General features: G+C 72.2%; 22 protein-coding genes. 11 read left to right on the top strand and 11 right to left on the bottom strand.

All coding sequences use genetic code 11. The annotated features are described in order from the left end of the window. Positions 1 to 162 precede the first annotated feature (162 nt). The 6 genes from ABD091_RS01210 to ABD091_RS01185 all read left to right on the top strand — a co-directional run bounded on the left by ABD091_RS01210 (position 163) and on the right by ABD091_RS01185 (position 10,592). Positions 163 to 6,276, top strand: a complete 6,114-nt coding sequence (locus ABD091_RS01210) for a hypothetical protein (protein WP_343915289.1) — start codon at positions 163 to 165, stop codon at positions 6,274 to 6,276. Positions 6,277 to 6,307: 31 nt separating this feature from the next. Further along, complete coding sequence (locus ABD091_RS01205; protein ID WP_343915288.1) at positions 6,308 to 6,880, top strand: DUF4352 domain-containing protein; 573 nt, start codon at positions 6,308 to 6,310, stop codon at positions 6,878 to 6,880. A gap of 40 nt (positions 6,881 to 6,920) precedes the next feature. Then, complete coding sequence (locus ABD091_RS01200; RefSeq protein WP_343915287.1) at positions 6,921 to 7,499, top strand: HhH-GPD-type base excision DNA repair protein; 579 nt, start codon at positions 6,921 to 6,923, stop codon at positions 7,497 to 7,499. A 123-nt stretch (positions 7,500 to 7,622) separates the two neighbouring features. After that, the gene (locus ABD091_RS01195) at positions 7,623 to 9,131 is read left to right on the top strand and encodes an RNA polymerase sigma factor (protein WP_343915286.1); all 1,509 of its coding nucleotides are present in this window, start codon (positions 7,623 to 7,625) and stop codon (positions 9,129 to 9,131) included. A 135-nt stretch (positions 9,132 to 9,266) separates the two neighbouring features. Further along, positions 9,267 to 9,428 carry a hypothetical protein gene (locus ABD091_RS01190; RefSeq protein WP_343915285.1) on the top strand — a complete coding sequence of 54 codons (162 nt, stop codon included), beginning with the start codon at positions 9,267 to 9,269 and terminating at the stop codon, positions 9,426 to 9,428. A 186-nt stretch (positions 9,429 to 9,614) separates the two neighbouring features. After that, a complete protein-coding gene (locus tag ABD091_RS01185; RefSeq protein WP_343915284.1) occupies positions 9,615 to 10,592 on the top strand; it encodes a M28 family metallopeptidase in 978 nt (325 codons plus the stop codon). Here the strand turns inward: ABD091_RS01185 and ABD091_RS01180 are convergent. Next, a complete protein-coding gene (locus ABD091_RS01180; RefSeq protein ID WP_343915283.1) occupies positions 10,577 to 11,683 on the bottom strand; it encodes a CapA family protein in 1,107 nt (368 codons plus the stop codon). The genes ABD091_RS01185 and ABD091_RS01180 overlap by 16 nt on opposite strands. 87 nt (positions 11,684 to 11,770) lie before the next feature. On the opposite strand from ABD091_RS01180, the gene ABD091_RS01175 reads away from it, so the two are divergent. Continuing rightward, a complete protein-coding gene (locus tag ABD091_RS01175; protein ID WP_343915282.1) occupies positions 11,771 to 12,331 on the top strand; it encodes a hypothetical protein in 561 nt (186 codons plus the stop codon). A 12-nt stretch (positions 12,332 to 12,343) separates the two neighbouring features. Here ABD091_RS01175 and ABD091_RS01170 read toward each other — a convergent pair whose 3' ends face one another. The 4 genes from ABD091_RS01170 to ABD091_RS01155 all read right to left on the bottom strand — a co-directional run bounded on the left by ABD091_RS01170 (position 12,344) and on the right by ABD091_RS01155 (position 14,362). After that, positions 12,344 to 12,703, bottom strand: a complete 360-nt coding sequence (locus ABD091_RS01170; protein ID WP_343915281.1) for a lipopolysaccharide assembly protein LapA domain-containing protein — start codon at positions 12,701 to 12,703, stop codon at positions 12,344 to 12,346. Between the two features lie 24 nt (positions 12,704 to 12,727). Beyond that, positions 12,728 to 13,573, bottom strand: coding sequence for an EamA family transporter (locus tag ABD091_RS01165; protein WP_343915280.1), 846 nt, complete (start codon positions 13,571 to 13,573; stop codon positions 12,728 to 12,730). Further along, on the bottom strand, positions 13,570 to 14,046 hold the full coding sequence (locus ABD091_RS01160; protein ID WP_343915279.1) for a DUF456 domain-containing protein: 477 nt from the start codon (positions 14,044 to 14,046) through the stop codon (positions 13,570 to 13,572). The genes ABD091_RS01165 and ABD091_RS01160 overlap by 4 nt, the downstream gene beginning before the upstream one ends. A 79-nt stretch (positions 14,047 to 14,125) precedes the next feature. After that, complete coding sequence (locus ABD091_RS01155) at positions 14,126 to 14,362, bottom strand: DUF7455 domain-containing protein (protein ID WP_343915278.1); 237 nt, start codon at positions 14,360 to 14,362, stop codon at positions 14,126 to 14,128. 337 nt (positions 14,363 to 14,699) lie between these two features. On the opposite strand from ABD091_RS01155, the gene ABD091_RS01150 reads away from it, so the two are divergent. Further along, complete coding sequence (locus ABD091_RS01150) at positions 14,700 to 16,868, top strand: DNA gyrase/topoisomerase IV subunit B (protein WP_379189131.1); 2,169 nt, start codon at positions 14,700 to 14,702, stop codon at positions 16,866 to 16,868. A gap of 47 nt (positions 16,869 to 16,915) precedes the next feature. After that, complete coding sequence (locus ABD091_RS01145; RefSeq protein WP_343915277.1) at positions 16,916 to 17,284, top strand: hypothetical protein; 369 nt, start codon at positions 16,916 to 16,918, stop codon at positions 17,282 to 17,284. A gap of 6 nt (positions 17,285 to 17,290) precedes the next feature. On the opposite strand, the gene ABD091_RS01140 is transcribed toward ABD091_RS01145, so the two are convergent. After that, positions 17,291 to 17,845, bottom strand: coding sequence for a GNAT family N-acetyltransferase (locus ABD091_RS01140; RefSeq protein ID WP_343915276.1), 555 nt, complete (start codon positions 17,843 to 17,845; stop codon positions 17,291 to 17,293). Between the two features lie 82 nt (positions 17,846 to 17,927). Between ABD091_RS01140 and ABD091_RS01135 the strand changes: the two genes are divergently transcribed. Continuing rightward, a complete protein-coding gene (locus ABD091_RS01135; protein WP_343915275.1) occupies positions 17,928 to 18,293 on the top strand; it encodes a hypothetical protein in 366 nt (121 codons plus the stop codon). A 174-nt stretch (positions 18,294 to 18,467) separates the two neighbouring features. Beyond that, entirely contained in the window at positions 18,468 to 19,004 is a 537-nt protein-coding gene (locus ABD091_RS01130; protein WP_343915274.1) for an AMIN-like domain-containing (lipo)protein, read from the top strand. Here the strand turns inward: ABD091_RS01130 and ABD091_RS01125 are convergent. From ABD091_RS01125 to ABD091_RS01105, 5 genes are read right to left on the bottom strand one after another with little or no spacing between them, the layout of a single operon-like run. Then, on the bottom strand, positions 18,979 to 19,830 hold the full coding sequence (locus ABD091_RS01125; RefSeq protein WP_343915273.1) for a carbohydrate kinase family protein: 852 nt from the start codon (positions 19,828 to 19,830) through the stop codon (positions 18,979 to 18,981). The two genes, ABD091_RS01130 and ABD091_RS01125, sit on opposite strands and share 26 nt — an antisense overlap. Then, entirely contained in the window at positions 19,827 to 20,744 is a 918-nt protein-coding gene (locus ABD091_RS01120; RefSeq protein ID WP_343915272.1) for a pseudouridine-5'-phosphate glycosidase, read from the bottom strand. The genes ABD091_RS01125 and ABD091_RS01120 overlap by 4 nt, the downstream gene beginning before the upstream one ends. Before the next feature lie 20 nt (positions 20,745 to 20,764). Further along, positions 20,765 to 21,259: a beta-class carbonic anhydrase gene (locus ABD091_RS01115; protein ID WP_343915271.1), complete on the bottom strand. Its 495-nt coding sequence runs from the start codon at positions 21,257 to 21,259 to the stop codon at positions 20,765 to 20,767. After that, entirely contained in the window at positions 21,238 to 22,986 is a 1,749-nt protein-coding gene (locus ABD091_RS01110) for an MFS transporter (RefSeq protein ID WP_343915270.1), read from the bottom strand. The genes ABD091_RS01115 and ABD091_RS01110 overlap by 22 nt, the downstream gene beginning before the upstream one ends. Beyond that, positions 22,983 to 23,672 (bottom strand): LppX_LprAFG lipoprotein, encoded by a 690-nt coding sequence (locus ABD091_RS01105; RefSeq protein ID WP_343915269.1) that lies wholly within the window; start codon positions 23,670 to 23,672, stop codon positions 22,983 to 22,985. Before ABD091_RS01105 ends, ABD091_RS01110 begins: the two co-directional genes overlap by 4 nt. Positions 23,673 to 23,675 lie beyond the last annotated feature (3 nt).

Here is a 23,675-nt window from a genome sequence, read left to right as displayed (position 1 = left end):
TCCACCCGGAACGTCTAGGCCACCTCACGCGCCGACAGGGCTCGCGTACCCCAACTGGGGGGATGTAGTTGCCAGCGCCCCCGACGATCCGACGTCAGGGTCATCCTGACGTGATCAGTCAGCGGATCGGGCCGCCAGGTCCGGACGCGCGGGGGCGGGACGATGAGGATCGTCGGCAGAACACAGGTCAGGGTCTCAGCACGCCAGCTGCCCCGTCCGCGCCGTCGTGAGGACGGCGCCTCGTGGAGCGTGCTCGGCACGTTTCTCGCGGCGGTGCTCCTGGCGCTGGCGGTGGTGGGGGCACAGCAGCTGCTGCACCAGCACCTCCACGAGAAGGGGGAGCCGGGTCCGCTGCTGCACCTGATCCGCGACGGCGGCATGGCGGTCCCGATGATGTGGCTGGCCCTCGTCATGGCCGGGTCCGCGACCATCCGCCGCGAGGCCCGTGCCCTGCTGCCCACCGGTCTCCTGCCAGTCGGCTGGGCGCTCCTGGTCAGCGTGCTGGTGGGGGCGGCGACCATCCCCGGCGACAGCCTCCACGGAGCCCTGTTCGTCGAGCACGGGGAGGAGTCCGCGGAGGGGGCGATGGGCTTCGTGGAGCACCTCGTCCGCGACGCCTCGAGCGCCACCCTGATCGCCCTCCTGGTCACCCTCGCGATGGCGCTGGTGGCCTCCCCCTGGGGTGGCTCCCCCTGGCTGAGGCCCGGGGAGTCCGTCCCGCGGAGGTCGTGGGGCTTCCGCGCTTGGATCGCGGTGCTCGCCACCGGCGCCTGCACCGCGGGTCTCGCCGGGATGACCGCGCCCGCCGCGAGCTCCGTCGCCGCGGACCCGGCTCCGAGTCCCGGGTGCCGGCCGACGTTCGAGGTCCAGAGCCGGACCGTCCACGCCGACGTGGTCTCCCTCGACCAGGCCTTCGACTACAACCGGCTCGGGGCCACCAACCCCGCCGGCATGATCTTCGCCCTGCGCCATGACGTCGTGCTCGAGACCGAGGTCGCCGGGGTGCCGGCCGGCACCGCCATCAGCGACCAGGCGGCCGCCGGTCTCAGCGGGAGGCAGCTGGCGGGCAACGTCACGTTGCGCCCGGACAAGCGCCCGCGGCCGCTCACCCTGCGGATGAACGTGGGTGACTGCCTCGAGATCCACTTCCAGAACCTGCTCGGTGAGGAGCGCGCCGACTCCGAGCAGCCGGCCGATCGTCACGTCGGCATCCACGTCAAGGGCCTGGCCCTGGTCAACAACGCCAGGGACGGCGGCACCCTCGTGGGCAGGAACGCCTCCGGTCTGGTCTCGCCGGGCGACACGGCGACCTACAGCCTCTACGGCGACCACGAGAACGGCTACGTCATGGACAACGGCGCGGCTGCCTCCAGCGGGGAGGCGGCCGGTGGCACCACGCCGTTCGGGCTCTTCGGTGCCGTCAACGTGGAGCCGTGGGGCACCGACGCCTACCGCAGCCAGGTCACCCGGATGGAGATGGACCTCGCCGCGTCGGCCTGGGACGACGCCGGCGACCCCACCCTCGAGCCGCAGTACGGCGAGGACGGGCAGCCGCGGGTCCGGCTGACCGCCGACGGCCAGCCGATCATCAACTACGACGCGACCTACCCCACCGACCCCGACGCCGTGGGCTACGACGCCGCCCGCGCGGGAGCGCCGATCATGCGGCTGATGGACGCGGCCGGCACCCTGGTGCACGGCGACCTCAACGCGGTCATCTCAGGCCCCCGGAGCAACGGCTGGCGGCTCCCTGCCCAGGACTACCCCGAGGAGTACTGGGCGAACCAGGTCCAGAACCAGAACCAGCGCCGCGGTCAGGAGCCGTTCCGCGAGTTCACGACGATCTTCCACGACGAGATCTTCGCGCGGCAGGCGTTCCCGGAGATGTTCGACGACCCGGCCACGTTCCAGCACACGCTGCACGGCGTGAAGGACGGCTTCGGCATCAACTACGGCGTCAGCGGCGTCGGTGCCGAGGTGATCGCGAACCGGCTCGGGCTCGGGCCGATGGCCGACTGCACCGAGTGCAAGTTCGAGGAGTTCTTCCTCAGCGCCTGGTCGGTGGGGGACCCCGCGATGATCGTCGACCTGCCCGCCAACAAGGTGATGGCCGGCGAGGGCGAGCGGGCGACGTACGCCAAGTTCCCCGACGACCCGTCCAACGTGCACCACAGCTATCTCAACGACCGGGTGAAGTTCCGCAACCTGCACGCGGGCCCGAAGGAGCACCACATCTTCCACCTGCACGCCCACCAGTGGCAGGGGACACCCAATGCGGCGAAGTCGACCTACCTGGACAGCCAGCTGATCGGCCCTGGCGCGTCCTACACCTACGAGATCGCCTACGGCGGGTCCGGCAACCGCAACAAGACGGTCGGTGACTCGATCTTCCACTGCCACTTCTACCCGCACTTCGCGCAGGGCATGTGGGAGCTCTGGCGCACCCATGACACGTTCGAGCGTGGGACCGCGATGGACGGGCTGAGACCGGCGGAGGGGTCCCGTGCGCTCCCGGACGGCGAGATCACCGCCGGCACCCCGATCCCGGCGATCGTGCCCCTGCCGGGCAAGCCCATGGCGCCCTCACCCAACGACGACACCAGCGTGGTGGCCGCCGACCTGGACGGGGACGGTCCGGGACAGCCCTCCAGCCAGGTGGACGTGAACGGCGACGGCGTCGCCGACGTGGAGCAGAACTGGCTGCAGGACCTCTCCGACCCGGTCGACTCCAACCCGGGCTACCCGTTCTTCGTCCCGGGTGCCGCCGGGCATCGGCCGCCCACGCCTCCGCTGGACCTCGTCCGCGACGGCGGGCTGCCCCGGCACGTCATCCTGGGCGGCGAGGCGACGTCCTACGTCACACCACGAGACCTCAACAAGGTCCTCGAGACCGCCCTGATCTCCTACCCGGCCGAGGACGGCACGCCGGCGGAGAAGGCGGCCATGGCCTACCACGCCAAGGCCTGGCACTCGACCTACGCCTCGGCCGGCCTCGGGGTGGCGCCACCGGTGTCCCGGGGCAGCCCCCAGGTCACCGGGGGTGTCCAACGCCTGGTCAACGGGTTCGAGACCAACGGCCTGCCGCCGGCCCCGGGTGCGCCGTACGCCGATCCGTGCCGCACCGACGGCACCGCCCCCGACGGCTCCATCGAGCACGCCGGCGTGCGCGACCTGACCTACAAGGCTGCCGTCATCCAGCTGGACGCGGTCTTCAACAAGGCGGGCTGGCACTTCCCCCAGCAACGCATCGAGGCGCTCTGGAACGACGTGTCGCCCACCCTGAGGGGAGACCGACCCCCCGAGCCCCTGGTGATGCGGCTGGCGGCCGGCGACTGCGCCTCGCTGTGGCACACCAACCTGGTGCCCAACGTCTACGAGCTCGACGACTACCAGGTGCGTACGCCGACCGACGTGATCGGGCAGCACATCCACCTGGTGAAGTTCGACGTGACCAGTGCCGACGGCTCCGGCAACGGGTTCAACTACGAGGACGGCACGCTGTCGCCCCAGGAGGTCGAGGAGCGCATCCATGCCGTCCGCGCCGGCACCGAGGCCGGTGGGCAACCGTTCCTGGGGGTCGGGCCACAGGCCTGCACCACCGGCGGTGAGGACGCGCGCCTCCAGGCGGGGGAGAAGGCCGGCACGCCCCAGTGCCCGACCGCGGTGAGGGACCCCTTCTTCGGCGGCCAGCCCGGCGTCGGGGACCTGGCCTGGGGTGCTCGCACCACGATCCAGCGCTGGTACGCCGACCCGGTGCTCAACGAGTCGTGGGACGCCGGGCACGGCTCGGTGTTCACCCACGACCACTTCGGCCCCTCGACCCACCAGCAGACCGGGCTGTACGCCACGGTCCTGGTCGAGCCGCAGGGGGCGACCTGGTGGGACCCCGAGTCGGGCAAGCAGATGGGCGCGCGTCAGGACGGCGGACCGACATCCTGGCGAGCCGACATCCGCACCGCCGACGCGTCGAGGAGCCACCGCGAGTTCTATCTCGAGTTCGGCGACTTCCAGCACGCCTACCGGGCGGGCGGCGGGACGCTGCACACCGCCGACAACCTGGACGGCAAGGGCACCCGGATCCCGAGCTACGCCGACCCGGCGAACGCGATCAACCCCTCGTTCCGGGTCCCCGCGGAGTCCACGCCCGACCTGTTCGCGGTGCCCGACGTGTGCCCCAACGGCGACCCCCGGCCCTGCCCGGAGGCGATCTCCGCCGACGACGTGGGCACCATGGTGGTGAACTACCGCAACGAGCCCGTCGCCCTCCGTGTCTTCGACCCGGTGACGAAGACGCAGGCCACTGGCGACCGGGGCGACCTGGCCTTCGCCTTCCAGTCGCGCACCGACCGGGCGATGCCGGAGCTCAACACCCAGCCCGCGCTCTACCCGCGGCCCACGTACGTCAAGCCCGGCGACCCCTACACGCCGCTGCTCCGCGCCTACGCGGGTGACCGGATCCGGCTCCGGATGCAGGTCGGGGCGACCGAGGAGCAGCACAACTTCTTCGTCCAGGGGATGAAGTGGAAGGGCGAGCCGCTCAACGAGTCCTCCGGCTGGCGCGCCGCGCAGCCGGCAGGCATCTCGGAGTACTTCGTGGTCGACTCCCCGGTGCTGCCCGACTCCGGCCGTGGGTCGCCCGCGGAGGTGGACTACCTGTGGGGGACCGGTGCCGCCACCGAGGACCTGTGGAACGGCACCTGGGGCCTGCTCCGCAGCTATCAGAAGCAGCGCAAGGACCTGGCCGCGCTGCCAGGCCACGCGATGCCCACGAAGAACTGGTCGATCGGCAACCTCTCCTCGTTCAACGGCGCTCCCAACGCCGGCACCTGCCCGACCAGCGCAACGGTGCGTCGCTACGACGTCAGCGCCATGCGGGCGGCTGACCTGCTCGGCCCGGACGGCCTGACCTACAACAGCCGGGGCGCGAAGCTCGTGGACGCCGAGGGCAACCCGGTGGCCTCCGGCAGGCTCGTCGATCCCACCGCGCTGATCTACGTGCTCGACTCCGACCTGGTGATCAACAAGAAGACCAACGCGGTCAGCGGCCTCAAGCCCGGGGTCCCGGTCGAGCCACTGGTGATGCGTGCCGCGGCGGGTGACTGCCTCAAGGTCAAGCTCACCAACCGGCTGCCGGCCGTGGTGCCCGACCTCCCCGGCTACAACGCCCTGCCGCCCCTCGTCGACAAGGATCCGCAGGCGGACGGCAGCCGGGTGAGCTTCAACGCCAACGACGTGAGGCCCTCCAGCGTCGTGGGGTTGAACGCCCCGCTGGTCAACAACGACGTACGGACCTCCAACGGGACGGCCGTCGGTGGCGGCACCGGGGGCGTTCGCCCGGGAGGGACGACGAACTACACCTGGTACGCCGGTGACGTCAGCGCGGTGCGCACCAGCGCCACGACGATGAACCTGGTCGCCCGCCCCGTCGAGTTCGGGGCCGTCGGGCTCTCCTCGGCGGACCTGATCAACGGCGCGAGCAAGGGGCTCGTGGGCGCCCTGGTCATCGAGCCGCCGGGCTCCAGCTGGGCGCCGGACGCCGGCAGCCGGCTGGCGGCGACGGTCACGTCCCCGGGCGGCCTGACCTACCGCGAGCAGGTGCTCGTGCTCCAGGACGACATCGGCATGCGGTTCAGCGGAGACTGCCCGGGCGTGCCCGCCGACATGCAGTGCGCGGTGCCGGCCATGCCCTCGGAGGGCAAGGGAGTCCCGGAGGACGCGGAGGACTCCGGCCAGAAGGCGATCAACTACCGGAGCGACCCGCTCTGGTACCGCCTCGGCGTGTCCCCGGACGTGCCGTTCGAGGAGCCGATCCTGCGCGACAACCCTGACGCGAGCCGTCTGCTGTCCAACAGCATGACCGGAGGCGACCCGTGGGTGCCGATCCTCGAGGCGCGGGCGGGTCAGCAGGTGAGGATCCACGTGGTCCAACCGGGCGGTCACGCCCGCGGCCACGTGATCGCGATCGACGGGCACTCCTGGCAGCGCTACCCGCGCGCACCCGCGACCACGGCGTCCTCGGACGACTCCGACCGGATCAGCTGGGCCTTCCACGACGACCCGATCGCCCAGGACCACGCCGCGCCGGGCCACCTTCCGCTCACGGACTGGATCGGGGCGCAGGAGGGCATGGGGCCTGCGATCAACCACTCCATGGTGCTCCCGCAGGCCGGTGGTCCGTTCGGGGTCGACGGCGACTACCTGATCTCCGACAGCGCCTCCTTCGGCCGCTACCAGGGTCTCTGGGCCCTGCTGAGGGTGTCGGGGGGAACCGGATGAGTCCGGCCGCGAGAGTCGGGAGACGGACGTGGTGACCGCACTGGGGATGCCGGCCGCCGAGCCGGGGCAGGCGTCGACCCGGGCGCGACGCGCGGCCGTGGGCGCGGTGGTGGCCGCCCTGCTGCTCGTCGTCGGGCTCGGCGTGTGGGGGCTGCTCGCTCCCCGCGGCCACGACGACCACCCGCAGGTGGGCGAGCTGGTGGCCTTCGGGTCCGGCACCTTCGAGGTGGATGCCGCCTACGACGTCGACCTGTCCGCACCGATGAGCGGACCGGCTATGACGATGGGGGCGAGCTCCGGGGTGCCGGACATCCCCGACGGCTACCGCTGGGTCACGGTCGACCTGACGATCGCGACCACCAGCGACGACGGCTACGTGCTCGACCCGTCCCGGTTCCGGGTCGACGAGGCCGGCGGAGGAGGCGCCGACCCACCGATCGACGTGGACGACGGTGCGGACACGTTGCCACCGGGGACGGAGATCTCGCGGTCCTTCACCTACCAGGTGCCCGAGGACGCGACCCTGCTCGAGCTGTGGGCCCCCGGCGCCGAGGAGCCGGTCATGCTGCCGCTGGGTGATGCGCCCGCACCGCACGGGCACTGAGATCGGTCATGAGTCCGGGCGCTGCGGCATGCTGGTGCCCATGGCCATCCACATCACCGGCGACGACCGCGCCGACGAGGTCCTGACCGAGAGCCCCTTCGCGCTGCTCGTGGGCATGATGCTCGACCAGCAGTACCCCATGGAGCACGCGTTCCGAGGTCCGGCCAAGGTGCTCGACCGCTTCGGGAGCATCGCGCCCGGCGACGTGGCGTCGGCCGAGCCCGAGTCGTTCGCAGCGCTCTGCGCGACCCCGCCGGCGATCCACCGGTTCCCGGGCTCGATGGCGTCGCGGCTCCAGGAGCTGGCGAGGATCGTCGTGGACGACTACGACGGCGACGCCTCGCGGATCTGGACCGAGGCCGCCGACGCGCGAGACCTGATGCGGCGGATGCAGGCGCTGCCCGGGTTCGGGAAGCAGAAGGCGCAGATCTTCGTCGCGCTGCTCGCCAAGCAGCTCGGCATACGGCCCGAGGGGTGGGAGAAGGCCGTCGGTGCCTATGCCGAGGACGGCTTCCGCTCCGTGGCTGACGTCGTCGACCCGGCGTCGCTCCAGAAGGTGCGCGACCACAAGAAGCAGATGAAGGCGGCGGCGAAGCAGAAGGCGGCCGATGCCGGCTGATTCGGTGGTCGCGGCGGCTCACACACGCGCCCCGGTTCGAGACGGCTTCGGTCGCGTGGCAGAATGACATCGCGGCTCTTGACATCACCGGGCCTCGCCGCGCCCTCCCACCCCTGACGAGAGGTGTTCGTGTCCTCGAACGCGCGCAAGCAGCTTCCCGCCGCGGTGCTGGCACACCCTGCCGTGCTGGCCCTGATCGAGCGGGGTCGGCCGACCGGCAGCATCACCCCCGACGAGGTGCGACAGGCCAGTGAGGACGCAGCGGTCGAGCCGCGCCACCTCAAGGGCCTGATGGCCCACCTGAGCAGCCTCGGCATCAGTGTCGCGATCCCCGTCGGCACCCGTGCCGTCGCGGCCTCGACGACGAAGGCCAAGAAGACGACGAGCGCGACGGCCAAGAAGGCACCCGCGAAGAAGGCGGCCGCCAAGAAGGCCGCCGACGCGGAGCCGGCTCCGGCCAAGAAGGCTGCCGCCAAGAAGGCTGCCCCGGCCAAGAAGGCAGCCGCCAAGAAGGCAGCCGCCGCGGCCGACGGCGCGGCGCCTGCCGTCGGCCCCGACGGCAAGAAGGTCCTCCCCGACATCCCGGACGACCAGTTCGAGAAGGACGTCGCCGCCGACCCGACCATCAAGGCCGACGAGGAGGAGGCCACCGCCACGTCGACCTTCGTCGTGTCGGCCGCCGACGAGACCGACGAGCCTGCCCAGCAGGTCATGGTCGCCGGCGCGACCGCCGACCCGGTCAAGGACTACCTCAAGCAGATCGGCAAGGTCCCGCTGCTCAACGCCGAGATGGAGGTCGAGCTCGCCAAGCGGATCGAGGCCGGCCTGTTCTCGGAGGAGAAGCTCGGCAAGGGCGGCAAGATCTCGGCCAAGCTCCTCGAGGAGCTCGAGTGGATCGCCGAGGACGGTCGCCGCGCCAAGAACCACCTGCTCGAGGCGAACCTGCGCCTCGTGGTCTCGCTGGCCAAGCGCTACACCGGCCGCGGCATGCTCTTCCTCGACCTGATCCAGGAGGGCAACCTCGGCCTGATCCGCGCGGTCGAGAAGTTCGACTACACCAAGGGCTACAAGTTCTCGACCTACGCGACCTGGTGGATCCGTCAGGCGATCACCCGCGCCATGGCCGACCAGGCCCGCACCATCCGGATCCCGGTCCACATGGTCGAGGTCATCAACAAGCTGGCCCGCGTCCAGCGCCAGATGCTGCAGGACCTCGGTCGCGAGCCCACGCCCGAGGAGCTCGCGCTCGAGCTCGACATGACTCCCGAGAAGGTCATCGAGGTGCAGAAGTACGGCCGCGAGCCGATCTCGCTGCACACGCCCCTCGGTGAGGACGGCGACTCCGAGTTCGGCGACCTGATCGAGGACTCCGAGGCGATCGTCCCGGCCGACGCCGTGTCGTTCACGCTCCTGCAGGAGCAGCTCCACGCCGTCCTCGACACGCTCTCCGAGCGTGAGGCGGGCGTGGTGTCGATGAGGTTTGGGCTCACCGACGGCCAGCCGAAGACCCTCGACGAGATCGGCAAGGTCTACGGCGTGACGCGCGAGCGCATCCGTCAGATCGAGTCGAAGACGATGTCGAAGCTGCGTCACCCGAGCCGTTCGCAGGTGCTGCGCGACTACCTCGACTGAGGTCGGCCCGAGCCTGGTGAGCGCCCTCGGCGGGGTGCTGCCGGCGGCCCACCAGCGGGTCTAGACCTGCTGGCGCGCGGCGCGGTTCCGGGCGCACCGTGGAGGGGTCCGCCTGCTCCGCCGGAGGTGATCCCCGTGACGTGGCTCCTGATCGCCGTCGCCCTCGTCGTGGTCGGGCTGGTGGCCGTCGTCTGGAGGCTCCAGAACCGTCATCCCGTCCCGCCCGGCAAGCCGCGCGACGAGGTCGAGAAGCACTTCAGGGGTTGGGGAAACACCCACAGCGGCGGGCTTCTCTGAGGTTCGCGCAGCGTCCCGGTTACCCAGCTCCGAACATGGCGAACGCCGCCGGCCTGGAAACGGGGGAGTTGGGGGCCGGCGGCGTCGCAGAAGCTCTCCGCCCGGGGGGATGGGGCAGCGAGCCGGGTCCACCTTCTCACGCGGAGGGCGGTTCGCGGGAGAAATCGCCGACGTACCCTCGCAAAGATGAGGACCGCCCGGATCGCGACGGCGCTGCTGGTGTGCCTCACGGCCGCCTGCTCGGAGCCGGCGGCTCCTGACCCGTCGGACCCCACGCCGACGAGCCCGACGGTCCCGTGGCCGTCGGCCACCGCCACGTCCGCCCCCGCACCGGACCGCGTGCCGCCGCTCCGCGCGCTGGACTTCGACGTACGCCGCGCCGAGGCCGTGGTCGCTCGTCTCGCCGGGGAGGTCGGGCCGCGCCACGGCACCAGTGCGGCCTTCTCACGAGCAGCGCGATGGACCGCGCGACGGTTCACGTCGATGGGCTACGAGGTGACGCGGCAGCGGTTCGGCGTCCCCGCCGGGGTGTCGTGGGGCGTTCCGGTCGCCGCGGGACGTTCGGAGAACGTGGTCGCCCGGCCCTGGGGCCTCGACCGCCACGAGCCGCACCTCGTCGTCGGCGCCCACCTCGACACCGTGCCGCAGGCGCCGGGGGCGGAGGACAACGGCTCCGGAGTGGCGGTGCTGCTCGCCGCGGCGGCGGTCGCCGACCGCCGGACCCGGCTGCCGGTCGTGTGGGTCGCCTTCGGCGCCGAGGAGCCGCGGGGTCCGACCGACGACGACCACCACTACGGCTCCCGTGCCTACGTCGCCTCGCTGCCGCCCGCGGCGCGGAGCGCCGTGCGCGGCATGGTGTCGCTCGACCGCGTCGGGGTGGGCGGCGTGGTCCCGGTCGGGTCCGCGGGAGCGTCCGACCCGGTGCAGCGCTCGCTCCTGGCTGCGGGCCGGCGCTCCGGCGTGCCGACGGTGGCCGATCCCGGCCAGCGCAGCAGCGACCACTGGTCGTTCGTGCGCGAGGGCCTCCCGGGCGCGCGGCTCGGCAGCACGCCCTACGCCGCCTACCACTCCGCCGACGACCGGGTGGACGTCGTCGACCCGAACCAGCTGCGGCGTACCGGCCGGCTGCTGCTGGCCTGGCTGGCGCCTCAGGGTGCCCGGTAGCGGCCCACGTGGTGGGCACGGACGTCGGCGAGGACGGCAGCCCCGGCGGCTCCGCGGAGTGGCCGGGGCGCGAAGTCGGCATCCATCCGGTAGGGATCGAGCGCGACGTCGACGAGCCGGTCGTCGCGGAACGTCGCGGTCAGCGTCACGCCCTCCATGGTCTGCTCCATGAAGTCCATGTCGAAGACGGCGTTGCCGAGCGAGTGGGCGATGACGGCGGCGCCGACCGACTCCAGGCCCTGCACCCAGTGGGGATGCCCGCCCACCACGAGGTCCGCCCCGGCGCCGACGAGCGCGCGGCCGACGGTGGACTGCACGGGCAGGGCCTCGTGGGTGTACTGGTCGCCCCAGTGGGGGAGCACCACGACGACGTCGACCCGCCGGTCGAGGCGGCGTACGACGCCCAGGACGTGGTCGAGGTCGGCGCGTACGATCTCCGGCGCCGTCCGGATCGGCATCCGCACCGAGAGCGCACCGGGCGACCGCGCTCCGGCCATGGGGGTCTCGCCGATCGCGTTGAACCCGAGGAACCCGAACCGGATCCCGTCGTGCTCGACGACTGCCGGTCTGCTGGCGGCAGCGCGGTCGGGCCCGGCACCGAATCCGGCGATGCGGCTGTCCCGGAGCTCCTCGACGGTGTCGAGGAGCATCGCCGGCCCGTAGTCGCCCGTGTGGTTGTTCGCCAAGGACATCGCGTCGAAGCCGACGCTTTCGAGGCCGCGCAGCGTGCCCGGGGGAGCGGCGAAGGAGTCGTCGCCCTGCTGCGGCGGACCGTCGTCGTCGAGGGTGCTCTCGAGGTTGCCGACCGCGATGTCGGCGCGCCGGATGCTCGGAGCCAGGTGGCGCAGCGGGCGGACGGGGCGACCCGGGTTGGCGGCGGCGACCCGACGTCCCAGCATCAGGTCACCCACCACCAGCAGCCGCGTGACGACGGGTGGGTCGGCGGTCGGCTCCGAGGGGCGTGGGGCGGAGGACTCGCTGGTGGTGGCCGCCGGCGTCCCTGGTCCGGGGGCGCGCGGGTCCGTGGTCCCGGTGCAGGCGGCGAGCAGGACCAGGGCGACTGGTATCAGGGTCGTGCCCGCCCGCCTCATCCAGCCAACCTAGATCCGGCCGCAACCTCCGACGCCCCGTGGGCGTCTGAGGGACGACAGACCACCGACTCGGGAGGGACCGAGACCATGAAGCTGACCCGCCGTACCCGCACCGCCGTCGCCCTGGCAGCCGCCGCGACCGCCGTCCTCACCAGCGTCGCGCCAGCCTCGGCGGAGACCTACAGCACCGACGACGGTGCCGACGCGACCGCGTCGCTCACCGACATGCGCAAGGTACGCATCACCCACGGGACCGAGAAGGTCAGCGTGCGCATCACCTACCCCAACCTGAAGAAGCGGGGCCAGGCCATCCAGACGGTCTACCTCGACAAGAACCCCGACCGCCGTGGTCCCGAGTTCGCGCTCACCACCCCGCTGTTCAGCGGCAGCGACTATGCGCTGGTGCGGATGAGGAAGTGGAAGATCAGCTCCGACGGCCCGATCGACTGCGCCTACTCCGTCGACCTCCGGTGGCGCCGTGACGTCGCGGTCGTGGAGATCGACCGCGACTGCCTCGGCAGCCCGGACGAGCTGCGGGTCGCGCTGCGGATGAAGGACCTCCACGACGGGTCGCACCCGATCACCGACTGGCTCGGCGACCGCCGCGAGTTCACCGGCTGGTTGGCCTCCGGCAGCCCGGCTGCCTGAGACCGGGGCGGGTCAGCGCTGGTCGCGCTTGACCCGCCTCCGCAGCTGGAGGATCCGGAGGCTGCCGGCCGTCACGGCCAGCAGCAGCCCTGCCACGGTCGCGGCCAGCAGCGCGACCGCCAGCGGCGCCTCGCCCTCCCAGCCGAGGAAGGCGATGTCGACCGGGTCGGTGTTCTGGGCGATGAAGATGATCAGCAGGATCAGCAGCACCGAGATCAGCACCAGCCCGGTCCACAGGCCGCTGGTGCGCGACCCGCGCAACGGGTCCCTCGCGGCCCCGGCGGGCTGGTCGGCGCGCTCGGGCGTGGGGTCCGCCGCCGGCGTCTCGGGCGTGGCGGCCGCGGTCTCCGGGGTGGTCTGGTCCTCGCTCATGGAAACAACCTAGCCCGCGAGGTATCAGCCGCCGGCGACCAGGGCCACGGCCGCGCCGCAGAGCACCAGCCCGACGGCCTGGGTCCGGTGGACGTGCTCCCGCAGGACCGTGGCGGCGAGCACGACGGTGATCGCCGGGTAGAGCGAGGCGAGGATCGAGGTGACGGTGAGGTAGCCGGCCTGGGTGGCGAGCAGGAAGCACCCGGTCGCCGTGGCACCGAGCACCCCGCTGATGCCACCGAGGGCGGCTGCGGGCTCCCGCGGGAGCCACCGGGCGCGGAGCGCGGTGGCCATGGCGACCACCACGAGCCCGGCCACGAGCTGGTTGAGCGCCAGCGGCAGGAAGCCTGCCTCCTCCTGGATCTGGGCCAGCGCGGCGAAGAGCGCACCGAAGCCGAGCCCGGCGAGGACGCCGTCGAGGGCGCCCGAGGAGCTCGGGGCGGCTCCGGTCACGTCCTCGGCGACCGGCTCGCGCGCGACCAGCCAGATGCCGGGGAGTGCCACCAGGATGCCGACCCAGACAAGGGCCGAGGGGCGCTCGCCGGTGAGCACGCCCACGGCGACCGGGACCACGGCGGCACCCACACCGCTCACCGGCGCCACGACGCCCATCCGGCCCGAGGAGAGACCGCGGTAGAGGAAGCCGGTCCCGACGCCGTTCGCGACGCCGGCGACCAGGGCCCAGCCGAGGTCAGGTCGCGTGGGGTCACCGCCGACGAGGGCGGACAGGCCCAGCAGCGCGAGCCCGCCGACCCAGGCCGCCACCAGGGCGACGCTCCACGGGCTCGCCCGCTTGGAGGTGACGCCGCCGACGAAGTCGGAGAGGCCGTACGCCGCCGCGCTGGCCAGCGCCAGCAGGACCGCCGTCACGTGACGACCACGCCCGCCGCCCACGTGGCGGCGGCCGCGGTGCCCGAGACCAGCTCGATGAGGATGCTGACGCCCGCGGCCTTGAGCGCGGCCCTCGTCGAGGCGCCGGCCGACTCCGCACCCAGCCGCGCCCGCTCCGCGGCGTACACGCCGACGACGAAGCCGACGAAGAGACCGATGACGGGGATGACGAAGAAGCCGACGATGCCCAGCGCCGCGCCCGCCCACAGCGTGCGGCTGGGGACGCCCGCCTCGGAGAGCCGGCGGCCGGGCACGACGTACTTCAGGACCGCACCGGCCAGGAGCCAGGCGAGGGAGACGGCGAGGACGACCCACCCGGTCCGGGTGTCGACGTGGAAGGCCCAGGCCAGGATCGCGGCGCCGATGAGGACCGCGCCGGGGAGGATCGGGACGATGATGCCGGCGAGGCCCACCAGGATCGCGATCGCGACCAGCACCTCGACCCCGCTCACGGCGTCAGCCTCCCACAGCGCGGGAACGGCGACGGCCCCGGACCGCGAGGGTCCGGGGCCGTCACCGACGACTGGTCGGTCAGCGCTCCTCGTCGGGCGCGGCCGCGGGGGTGGAGTCGGAGAGCTTGTGGGTCTCGTCGTGCACGTTGGCGGCGATCTCCTTGAGCTTCTCACCGTGCTCGCGGGCGTGGTGGGCGCAGAAGAGCAGCTCGCCACCGGCCTGGAGCTCGACGCGGAGGTAGGCCTGTGCTCCGCAACGGTCGCAGCGGTCTGCGGCGCTCAGTGCGGGGGCACCAGGGGCAACGGCAGTGTTCACATCGGCCTCATTTCTTCGTTCGGGATGTCAGTGGAACGTAGCGACCGGGCCCAAGATTCCCGTGCCCTGCTGACCACCACGTGTCCCTCGACACCTCAATCCAACCACGGGGACCAAGTTGCCCGGAGGAGAATCCCAGGTCTCGAGCCTCGTACACGAACTGTGACGCGGTGAGGACCGGTTGCGTTGCCGAACCCGGGCAGGAGGTTCGCTGTGACGTCCGCATCGTGATCAACGCTTCCCTCCACGTCGGGCCTGAGGAGCTTCGTGGGGCGGTGGTGCTGGTGCGGCCACCGTAGTCCCGGGCCCGGCAGGCGTGCCTGCGTCGGGCCCCGGCGTGTCGCGGGTAGATTCGTCACCGCCAGACAGAGCCACTCAGGGCCCTTCAGAGCACTCAGGACCCGTCACAGCCCGCAGTCCGTACGCACGCAGGAGCAGCACCATCGCCGACCAGACCTACAACGCCGCCCACCTCCTCGTCCTCGAGGGTCTCGAGGCGGTGCGCAAGCGCCCCGGCATGTACATCGGGTCGACCGACACCCGCGGGCTGATGCACTGCCTCTGGGAGATCATCGACAACGGCGTCGACGAGGCGCTGGCCGGCTCGGCCCACCGCGTGGAGGTCACGCTCCACCCCGACGACTCCGTCGAGGTCCACGACGACGGCCGCGGCATCCCCACTGACAAGGAGCCCAAGACCGGGCTCCCCGGCGTCGAGGTCGTCGCCACCAAGCTCCACGCCGGCGGCAAGTTCGGTGGCGGCTCCTACGTCGCCACGGGTGGTCTCCACGGCGTCGGCCTGTCGGTCGTCAACGCGCTGTCGGCACGCATGGACATCGACGTCGACCGCTCGCCCTCCCAGCAAGGGCTGAGCTTCCAGCGCGGCGTCCCCGGAGTGTTCGACAGCGACGGTCCCAAGGCCGGGTTCGAGGCGAGGTCGGGGCTGACGCGCAAGGGCAAGCGGGTCGCCAAGGCAACCACCGGCACCCGGATCCGGTTCTGGCCCGACCGCCAGATCTTCACCAAGGACGCGCGCTTCGAGTTCGAGGGCCTCCTCGGCCGGGCGCGCCAGACCTCCTTCATCGTTCCCGGCCTGGAGCTGGTGATCCGCGACCTGCGGGGTGACACGCCCGTCGAGGAGAAGTTCCGCCACGACGGCGGGATCGGGGAGTTCGTCGAGTTCCTCGCCCACGACGAGCCCGTCACGGACGTGCTCCGGCTGGAGGGCAAGGACACCTTCACCGAGACCGTCCCGCTGCTCGACGAGCAGGGCCACATGACGCCCCAGGAGGTCGAGCGCGAGCTCACCGTCGACGTCGCCGTGCGGTGGGGGATGGGCTACGACACCGAGGTGAAGTCCTTCGTCAACGTGATCGCCACGCCCAAGGGCGGCACTCACGTCAGCGGCTACGAGGCCGCCCTGACCCGGACGTTCAACGACGCCATGCGGGCCTCGAAGGTGCTCAAGGTCAACGACGACGACGTCATCAAGGACGACGTCCTCGAGGGCATGACGGCCGTCGTGACCGTCAGGCTCGCGGAGCCGCAGTTCGAGGGCCAGACCAAGGAGATCCTCGGGACGCCGGCGGCGCGCACCGTCGTGCGCAAGGTCGTCGCCGCCGAGCTCAAGCAGTTCCTGACGTCGACCAAGCGAGCCGAGAAGGCCCAGGCCAAGCGGCTCATGGAGAAGGTCGCGGGGGCGGCCAAGACCCGACAGACGCTGCGGCAGCACAAGGAGACCCAGCGGCGCAAGAACGCGCTGGAATCCTCCGCGCTGCCCTCCAAGCTCGCCGACTGCCGGGCCACCGACAACGAGAAGACCGAGCTCTTCATCGTCGAGGGTGACTCGGCGCTCGGCACCGCGAAGCTCGCCCGCAACTCCGAGTTCCAGGCGCTGCTGCCGATCCGCGGCAAGATCCTCAACGTCCAGAAGGCCTCGGTGGCCGACATGCTCAAGAACACCGAGTGTGCCTCGATCCTCCAGGTCGTGGGCGCCGGGTCGGGGCGCGACTTCGACGTCGAGGCCCGTCGCTACGGACGGATCATCTTCATGGCCGACGCCGACTCCGACGGTGCCCACATCCGCACCCTGCTGGCGACGCTGTTCTTCAAGTACATGCGCGACCTCGTCGAGGCCGGCCGCGTCTACTCCGCCGTCCCGCCGCTCCACCGGATCGAGCTGTCCAACCCGAAGAAGGGCATGGACAAGTACGTCTACACCTACTCCGACGCCGAGCTCCAGCGGAAGCTGGCGGAGCTGTCGAAGAAGAACGTCCGCTGGAAGGACCCGGTCCAGCGCTACAAGGGCCTCGGCGAGATGGATGCCGACCAGCTGGCGGAGACCACGATGGACCCGCGCCGGCGGACGCTGCGCCGGCTCACGCTCGACGACGCCGACCAGGCCTCGAACGTCTTCGAGCTCCTCATGGGCTCGGAGGTGGCGCCGCGCAAGGAGTTCATCGTGCAGGGCGCCTACGAGGTCGACGTGGAGGCGCTCGACGCCTGACGGCGCGCCTCCGCGGTGGTCTCCGGCGGCGGGTGGATCCTGCTGGCATGCCACCGGTGCAGGGGCCGTCCTCACCACGTAGCCGACCCGATCCGGGCGGGCTCGTCATCGCCGCCGTGCTCATGACCGGCGTCGCCGCCTTCGTCCTGGTTCCGATGGTGGCGCCTCGTCTGGACTGCTCGCGTACGCCGGTCGAGGTCGCTGCCGACACCCAGGGCCTGTCCCTGCGTGAGGTGCGCCGGGTCGTCGCCGAGGACCATGCCACCTCACCGGGCAGCGTGACGGTGACCGGCGGCGGGGATGCCCGACAGCTCGTGATCACCGCCGACGATGGCAGGCAGCGGATCGGCAGCGTCCGGGTCGTCCGCGCGGCCGGCGACGGCTGGGTGGTCGCGACCACCAACACCTGCGACTGACCCTCGTCATCGGACGGTCGGGGCCCAGTCGCTGCGCAGCAGTCCGTAGAGCCAGGAGTCCGAGACCACCCCGTCGACGATGCAGTCCTGTCGCAGCGTCCCCTCGTGGACGAAGCCGAGCTTCTCCAGCACCCGCGCCGACGCCGGGTTGCGCGTGTCGGCCTGGGACTGCACGCGGTTGAGCGGCAGGGTGTCGTACGCCCAGGTCAGGACGGCGCGTGCGGCCTCCGTGGCGTAGCCATGCCCCCACGCCTCCCGGGCGAACACGTAGCCCAGCTCGGCACTGCGGAAGTCCGGGACCCAGTCGGTGAAGGTGACCCACCCGAGGAAGGTGCCGTCGGCGAGCTCGACCGCGGGTCGGACGCCACTCTCGTCCTCGGCCATCGCGCGGCAGCGGTCGATGAACGTCTGGGCCCGCGCCGGCTCCGACCAGGGCGGTGAGTCCCAGTAGCGCAGGACGTGGGCGTCACTCATCAGGGCGTAGAGGTCGGCGGCGTCGTCGTCCTCGAAGGGGCGGAGCCGGAGCCGGTCGGTCTGGAGGGTCGGGCACGGCAACGTCATGCCCGCACGCTGGTGGAGGGCAGCCGCTCGGGCAACCGGATTTTCCGTCGCGGGACCGCCCCGGGCTGCTTAGGCTCCGTCCATGGACGAGCACGACTGGGGGAGCGCGCGGATGGTCGAGCTCGTCCGGGAGCACCTCGCGCTCCCCTTCTTCGACGCCCGCGACCTGGTGCAGGAGGTCGCCCTCGTCGATGGGGACGTTCGCGTGGTCCTGCGCCGGTTGCGCGACGACGACCGACCGCACGCCGTCCGCTACTCCCTCCAGCGGCTCCCGGCGGGCCCGTGGACGGGGGAGGTCTGCGAGACGCCCGAGCAGTGGGCGGTCGAGGTGTCCGGCGACCTGACCGAGGTGATCGCCACGCGGGAGATCGAGCAGGGGGAGCGACGGGTCGAGGCTGACGGCGTGCTGCTGGTGCGGTGGTGGAGCGGTGACAACTGGTCGCACTAGCGGTGGTTCCGGGCCTGCCGTTGCCTGAGCAGTCGCGCAACGTCATACGACCTGGTCGTCATAGGACTCGATGCGTATGACGTCCGCTGGCCCGGACGCCACCAGCGGCCGGGTCGTCGGTCGGCCTTCACACGGCGAGGACAACCTCGACGGCCGCTCGTGCGTGTCACGGGCATGACACCTCTCGCCGTCATCGGGGGCGCCCTCGTCGGCGTCCTCGCCGCCACCGGCTCCACGCCACGCGTGCCGCAACCACCCACGCCGACACCGGAGGCGGACACGTCGGAGCAGTCGGGGCCGTGGGACCTCCTCCTCACCGACGTCCGGGTCGGCCACCACGAGGGCTTCGACCGGGTCGTCCTCGAGTTCGACGGGGACGGCGTCCCCGGCTGGTACGTCGAGTACGTCGACCGCGCGGTCTCGGACGGCAGCGGCTACCGCATCAGATTGCCCGGTGAGTCGATCCTGCAGGTCGGGGTGTCCGGGACCTTCTGGCCGGGGCCCGGCGACCCGACCTACTACGACGGTCCCGACCGGTTGCCGGCCGACCCGGCGGGGGCGCTCACCGAGGTGTACGTGGGTGGCACGTTCGAGGGCTACACCCAGGTCTTCGTGGGTCTCGACGGCGATCCGGCCCCGTTCGAGGTCTTCACGCTCGACGACCCGGCCCGGCTCGTGGTCGACGTCAGGGGCGAGCGCCCAGCTTCGTGACGGCCCGGGCACCGGCCGCGGCACCCGCCGTGAGGGCCTCGTCGGTGCTGCCGCCCTCGATCCTCGTCCTCAGGAACCCGGCCGCGAAGGCGTCACCGGCCCCGGTCGTGTCGACCACGGGCGCGGGCAGCGCGGCCACGCGGGACCCGGCGGAGCTCAGCGCGCCGTCGGCTCCGAGCTTGACCACGACCTCGGGGAAGGGGAGTGACGCCGTCGCCTCGGCGGGGGAGAGACCGGTGAGCTGCCGCGCCTCGTCCGCGTTCGGAAGCAGCAGGTCCGCGTCGGCGACCCAGGTCAGGAAGTCGGGGCACGCGGCCAGGAAGCTCACCGAGCTCGGGTCGACCGACCAGCCGCAACCGCGCTCGCGCGCGCGGGCCACGAGGTCGAGCACGACCGGCCGGACGCCGTCGTCGAAGAACGAGTAGCCCGTCAGGTGCACCCAGCCCACGCCGTCCAGGACGTCGTCGCCCAGGTCCGTCGCCGACAGGGTCGCGTTCGCCGCGCGGTCGACGTACATCGTCCGCTCGGCCGTCGGGTCGAGCAGCGCCACCAGCGTCGCGGTCGGGAGGTCGGGGTCGGCGGAGACCCGCGCGTCCACGCCGTACGCCGCCAGCGACGCGGCGTGCCGCCGCGCCCCGTCGATGCCGGCCCGACCGACGAACCTCACGTCGGCACCGAGGTGACCGAGCCACGCCGCGACGTTGGCGGCGGAGCCGCCGTCGGTCCGCCGGATCTCCGCGGTGGTGTCGCTCGCCCGGGTCACGTCGGACAGCGGCCGGACGACGACGTCGTCGACCACGTCGCCGACGACCAGGAGGCGGGTCACCGGTGCGCCGCCCAGGCGGTCGCGATCTCGGCCGCCACCCGGATGTTGTTGGCGGCGATCTCGAGGTTGACCTCGAGGCTGGTGCCGCCGGTGATCTCGACGATCCGCTGGAGCAGGAACGGCGTGACCTCCTTGCCGCTCAGGCCCTCCGACTCCGCCAGCGCCTGGGCCAGCGCCGCGTCGTGGACCGCCGGGTCGAGCTGGTCCTCCCGCGGCAGCGGGTTGGCCACGAGGATGCCCGTACGCCGCCCGAGTGCGTCGTTCGCCGCCATCACCGCGGCGACCGCCGCGCCGTCCGGCACCGACCAGTCGAGCCGCTCGCCCGAGCTGGTCAGCCAGAAGCTCGGGAACTCCTCGGTGCCCCAGCCGACGACGGTCACGCTCAGGGTCTCCAGGCGCTCCAGCGTGGCGGGGATGTCGAGGATCGACTTCACGCCCGCGGACACGACGGTCACGGGCACGTCGGCGAGCACGGTCAGGTCCGCGGACTCGTCGAAGCTCTCGTTGGCCCCGCGGTGGACGCCGCCGAGGCCCCCGGTCGCGAAGACCCGCACGCCGCCGAGGGCCGCGATGAACGAGGTGGCGGCCACCGTCGTCGCCCCGGAACCTCCGCGGGCGACGACGACGGGCAGGTCGCGGACCGACAGCTTGACGATGTCCTCCTCGGCGATCCGCACCAGCTCGGCGTCGGTGAGCCCGACCTTCAGCACGCCGTCGAGGACGGCGATCGTCGCCGGCGTGACGCCCCTGTCCCGCAGGATCGCCTCGAAGTCGCGCGCCGCCTCGAGGTTGCGCGGACGCGGCAGGCCGTGGCTGATGATCGTCGACTCGAGGGCGACGACCGGCCGCCCCGCGTCGAGCGCCTCGGTGACGTCGGGGGAGAGGGACAGCGGGAGGGCGGAGGCACCGGTCATGGCGCCAACCTAGGACCGGCTCAGTACTTCTGCTCGAGCAGCCCCGTGTCGACGTCGTAGAGGAAGCCGCCGACCGGCACGGAATCGGGGATGAGCGGATGGCTGCGCACCTTGGCGACGTCCTGCTCGAGCGCGGCCATCTGGTCGGGCACCACACCAAGCGGCTGCCACGACGCGTCGATCCCGGCGGACTCGCTGATCCGGGCGCGCAGCTCGTCCTCGGTGTTGGAGGCCATCGCGCAGCGCGTGTGGGGGGCGATGAGGATCCGCTTCACGTTGAGCAGGTGGACGCCGAGCACCAGCGCCTCCAGCGCCTGCGGCGTCACCCGCCCGCCGGGGTTGCGGAAGATCTTGGCGTCGCCCGCCTGGAGCCCCAGCATCCGCAGCGGGTCGATCCGGGAGTCCATGCACGTCACGAGCGCGACGCCCGCGTGGGCGACGCCGTCGAAGCCGCCGAGGTCGAAGCTCTCGGCGAAGGTGCGGTTGGCAGCGATCAGGTCGTCGAAGTCGGCCACGGTCCGACGTTAGCGGAGCGGGTGGGTGCTCCGCGCAGCAGTACGACGGCCAGGACAGCGGCGACGACCGCGCAGCCGGCGGCTCCGAGGAAGACGACCTGCTCCTGGGCGATGCCCGCCTCGCGCAGCAGCAGCGTGAAGCGGTCGCACCGGCTGGCGCCGTCGCACACGTCCTGCACCCGCGGCAGGTCGGCCTGCTCGGCGTAGTACTGCCGTAGCCCGAGCGTCGTCAGCGCGGAGATCCCGACCAGCATCCCGACCATGCGCGCCACCACCACGAACGCCGAGGCGAGGCCGTGGACGGCCGCGTCCGTGGTGGCGAGGACGGCGGCGTTGACGGGCGCGAGGGCGAGCCCGAAACCGAGCCCGCCGATCACGAGGGGCAGGGTCGCGGTCCAGCTCTCCAGCGCGGCCAGCCCCCAGGTGCTCATCCACACGAACCCGGCCGCCGCCAGGACCATGCCCGCGGCGGTGACCACCCCTGCCGGGAGCGAGCGGGTCAGCCAACCACCCACGACCGCGCCGACCGGCAGCGCGACCAGGAACCGCACCAGCACGAGCGCGGCCAGCAGCTGGCTGTCCGGATAGGTCGTGGTGCGCGCGAAGACCGGGATGTCGACGAGGGCCGCGATGAGCGCGGCTCCGACGAAGAAGCTGACGAGGACGGACCCCCAGGCCGGCGTACGGCGGAGCGCGCCGCGCGGCACGAGGGGATCGCTGGCGCGACGGAGGTGGACCAGCAGGGCAGCGGTCGCGACGGCGGCGCCGAGGAGGTACCAGAGCCCCTGGTCGGAGAAGACCTGCACCCGCGGGTCGGCGGTGGCGAAGGCGAGCACGATGCCGGCGAGGGCCAGGCCGAGCAGCAGCGAGCCCGCCAGGTCGGCCTCCCGCGCGGCACCGACCCAGCCGCGGAGGTCGACCAGCGGCCGGGCGGTCGTCAGGCACCGGGCGAGGAACGCCACGACGGCGGCGAGCGTGACCAGGCCGGTCGCCGTGGTCCAGCGGCCGTCGCCCACCAGCGGGATGAACAGCTGGCCCCACGTGAGGTCGCGCATGAGGGGCGGGGGTTGCAGGAAGGTGAGGCCGCCGGCGGCGAGGACGACCAGGAGCAAGGCGACACCGACCAGGTCCGGAGGTCTCGACACGCTCGCTTCGCTCGCTGCTCGACCACCTACCCGGATGGCGGCTACTCGGATGGCGGCGGCGAGGACCAGCCCGACGGCGAGGTTGAGGGCGAAGATCGCCCGCCAGTCGGCGACCGACAGCACCACGGCGCCGAGCAGGGGACCGAGCACGCTGCCGATCTCCTGCACCGCCGACACGACCCCGAGGGGAACGCCGCGCCGCTCCGCGGGATAGAGGTCGGCGACGAGCGCGAGCGTGGCGGGGACGAGTGCGCCGCCTCCGACCCCCTGCAGGAACCGGCCGCCGACCATCGAGGGCAGGTCGTAGGCCACGGTCGTCACCAGGGAGCCCAGGGCGAAGAGCACGAGGGCAGCGACCAGCACCGGCACCCGGCCGCGCAGGTCCGCGATCCGGCCGATCATCGGCAGCATCGCGACGTAGCCGAGCAGGAAGCCGGACACGATCGGTGCGGCACGCTGGAGCTGGTCGATCGGGATGCCGACCGAGGCCATCATGTCCGGCAGTGCGAGCACCACCACGTAGGTGTCGGCGGCGGCGAACGCCACCGCGACGGCTGCCAGCGACAGCAGCAGCCGGTTCACGGGGCGGTGATCGTCGGCTCGGATCCGTAGTCGGACAGGCCGATGGTGTAGGTCATCGGCTCGGTGCCGGGGTAGAAGACGCCGGTCAGCACCGCCTCGCGGAGCTCGTCGTCGTCGGTGACGGTGAAGGTCGCGTCGAAGTCGCCCTCGGCGCTCGGGATCACGTTGCCGACGACGTCACCGGGGACCGTGGCGGTGTACTCCGTCAGCACCTCCGAGTTGTCGTCGCCGCCGCGGACGCTCTCGCCCTCGGCGACGTCCTCACCGGCGGTGACGATCGAGGAGAAGCCGGCGTCGGTCGACATCAGCTGGGCGGGGTCGGGGGCGCCGTACTCGTCGGGGTCGACCTCCTGCCAGCCCGGCACCAGCGGGACCTGGGCGTGGACGACGCCGTCGAGGGCGACGACGGGGACGTCGAAGGACGCGCCGCCCAGCACCACGGTGAGCGTGCCGTCGAAGGCCGGGGCATGGGTGCCGACGCCTTCGGCACGGGTCACCCCGGTCACGCCGGAGGGCAGCTCGTCGGCGGTCAGGGTGAGGCGGACGCCGCTGGTCTCGTCGAGCGTCTGCTTCGCCGCGGCGAGCACGTCGTCGGGCGTGCGGCCGTCGTCGTCGGGGGAGTCGGCGGTGCAGCCGGTCACCGCGAGCAGGACCGACGACGTGAGGACCCCGAGCGCGCGCATCATGCG

This window comes from Nocardioides aestuarii (genome assembly GCF_039527245.1).
Lineage (GTDB): Bacteria > Actinomycetota > Actinomycetes > Propionibacteriales > Nocardioidaceae > Nocardioides > Nocardioides aestuarii.
Note: the sequence above shows the minus strand (reverse complement) of the source record. Positions and strands in the feature narration are given on the sequence as shown.

Excerpts from the sequence above, each read along its gene's own strand:
- ABD091_RS01210 (WP_343915289.1), top strand. The coding sequence starts at position 163 with ATGAGGATCGTCGGCAGAACACAGGTCAGGGTCTCAGCACGCCAGCTG.
- ABD091_RS01200 (WP_343915287.1), top strand. The coding sequence starts at position 6,921 with ATGGCCATCCACATCACCGGCGACGACCGCGCCGACGAGGTCCTGACC.
- ABD091_RS01185 (WP_343915284.1), top strand. The coding sequence starts at position 9,615 with ATGAGGACCGCCCGGATCGCGACGGCGCTGCTGGTGTGCCTCACGGCC.
- ABD091_RS01180 (WP_343915283.1), bottom strand. The coding sequence starts at position 11,683 with ATGAGGCGGGCGGGCACGACCCTGATACCAGTCGCCCTGGTCCTGCTC.
- ABD091_RS01175 (WP_343915282.1), top strand. The coding sequence starts at position 11,771 with ATGAAGCTGACCCGCCGTACCCGCACCGCCGTCGCCCTGGCAGCCGCC.
- ABD091_RS01170 (WP_343915281.1), bottom strand. The coding sequence starts at position 12,703 with ATGAGCGAGGACCAGACCACCCCGGAGACCGCGGCCGCCACGCCCGAG.
- ABD091_RS01145 (WP_343915277.1), top strand. The coding sequence starts at position 16,916 with ATGCCACCGGTGCAGGGGCCGTCCTCACCACGTAGCCGACCCGATCCG.
- ABD091_RS01140 (WP_343915276.1), bottom strand. The coding sequence starts at position 17,845 with ATGACGTTGCCGTGCCCGACCCTCCAGACCGACCGGCTCCGGCTCCGC.
- ABD091_RS01135 (WP_343915275.1), top strand. The coding sequence starts at position 17,928 with ATGGACGAGCACGACTGGGGGAGCGCGCGGATGGTCGAGCTCGTCCGG.
- ABD091_RS01130 (WP_343915274.1), top strand. The coding sequence starts at position 18,468 with ATGACACCTCTCGCCGTCATCGGGGGCGCCCTCGTCGGCGTCCTCGCC.
- ABD091_RS01120 (WP_343915272.1), bottom strand. The coding sequence starts at position 20,744 with ATGACCGGTGCCTCCGCCCTCCCGCTGTCCCTCTCCCCCGACGTCACC.
- ABD091_RS01105 (WP_343915269.1), bottom strand. The coding sequence starts at position 23,672 with ATGATGCGCGCGCTCGGGGTCCTCACGTCGTCGGTCCTGCTCGCGGTG.